Source organism: Streptomyces sp. NPDC006265, from assembly GCF_040613555.1.
Classification (GTDB): Bacteria; Actinomycetota; Actinomycetes; order Streptomycetales; family Streptomycetaceae; genus Streptomyces.
The window spans coordinates 1-1,847 of the sequence record NZ_JBEXSH010001273.1; the positions used below are offsets into that span (position 1 = coordinate 1).

General features: G+C 73.0%; 1 protein-coding gene. It reads right to left on the bottom strand.

Translation table 11 applies throughout. The features are described from left to right. On the bottom strand, positions 1-1,770 hold a 1,770-nt coding region (locus tag ABZ281_RS47935), incomplete at its 3' end, for a GAF domain-containing protein (protein ID WP_356664984.1). Positions 1,771-1,847: the final 77 nt, after the last annotated feature.

A 1,847-nucleotide genomic window follows, 5' to 3' on the forward strand; every position in this document is an offset into this window, starting at 1 on the left:
GTCGATCAGCGGCAGCTCCGGCGGCAGGAGACTGCGCTGGAGAGACTGGCTGATCGCCGTGCGCTCCGAGTAGAGGCGGGCGTTGTCCAGGGCCAGGGCGGCTCGGCGGGAGAGGTCCTCGGCCAGTTCCAGGATCTCCTGGCGGAAGTGTTCGTCGGTGGGCTTGCCGAGGGTGAGCATGCCGATGACGCGGTTGCGGGCGACCAGGGGAAGGACGACCGTCTCGCCCCCGACCGCGGAGGCGGTGGCGAGCGTGGGGCCGATGCCGGGTGTGACCTGGCGGGTCGGACTGCCGCTGAGGCCGAGGCTGCGCATGGAGCTGCGCAGGGCCGCCTGGTGGGCCACCTCGCCGGGGGTCGTCCAGACGCGGGCGCCGGGGGTGGGGACCGGGTCGGGCGGGGGCACCTTCGACAACAGGGACTTGATGCCGTCGATGAGTTCCTCGTCCTCGTGCAGGACGTAGGAGAGGTAGGGCTCGGAGGCCTGGTCGGCGATCGTGTAGACGGCGCACCAGGTGGCGAGGGTCGGGACCGTCATCTGGGCCATCAGGGCGAGGGTCTGGTCGCGGTCCAGGGTGCCGGCCAGCAGGTCGGAGGCCTCGACGAGGAAGCTGAGGGAGCCGCGGCGCAGGCGCTCCAGTTCGCCCAGGCGGGCCGATTCGACGGCGAGGGCGATGCGGTCGGCGGCGAACTGGAGACGCAGGGCCTCTTCGTTGGAGTATCTGGCGGGGGCCTCGGCGGCGACGCCGAGGGAGCCGGTGAGGCGGCCTTCGACCTTCAGCGGGACCGTGACGACGGAGCGCATGCCCGTGCCGTTCAGGAGTGGGACCGCGCCGGGAACCGCGGTGAGGTCGTCGTGGACGGCGGGCATGCGGGCCGAGCCGTAGCGGCCGGGGCCGGCTTCGACGGGGACGCGGGCGAAGCGCTGGCGGGCGGAGGGGAGGCCCGTGGAGGCGCGGACCTCCAGTTCCGTCTCGTCGTCGGTGGCCAGCAGGAGGAACGCCGAGTCGCCGTCGAGCATGTCGCGGGCGCGTTCGACGGTGCGCTGGAGGAGGCCGTCGAGGTCGTCCGGGGCGGGGGAGCCGATGAAGACCTCGAAGGGGTCGGTGCTCTGGCCCTCGGAGCCGGACGAGGTGTCGGAGGCGGGGACGCGCAGGGGAGTCTGCAGAACGGCCCGTTCGTGGTCCCGTACGAGGAGGCAGACGGTTGACGGTTCGCCGCCGGTGTCGCGGACGCGCAGGTGGGAGGCGTAGACGGGGATGACGCGGCCGGTGGCGGCGCGGATGCCGTAGCTGCCTTCCCAGCGGGAGAGGCGGAGGGCCTCGGCGATGCCGGTGCTGGTGCCGGGGGTGTGCGGCCAGGCGGCGAGGTCGGTGAGGGGCTTGCCGGTGACCTGCTCGGCCGGGTAGCCGAAGAGTTCCTCGGCGTCCTCGTTCCAGGCGGTGATGTGGCCGGTGCGGTCGATCTGGATGACGGCCACACGGACCCGGCCGTCGGCGAGGGGGAGGAGCTCGGAGGGGAGGGCCGGTCCGGCGGCGCGGGTGCCCACCACGCGTGCGGGCAGGTCCAGTTGGAACCAGACGGTCTTGTGGGTGGGCGTGTACTCGACGCCCCAGTGGCCGGCGAGGGCCGCGCACAGCTGGAGACCCCGGCCGCCCTCGCGGTCGGGGCTGCCCATGTTGATGGCGGTGGCCTGGAGGGGGATCTCGCGTTCGGGATAGCGGTCGGCCACCTCGATGCGCGCGCCCTCGTCGCTGCGCAGACACAGCACGTCGGCGGAGGTGCCTGCATGGACGGGCCATTTGTATGGCTCAAGTCGCCTGGTGGGGTCGACGGCGGACGCCCTAG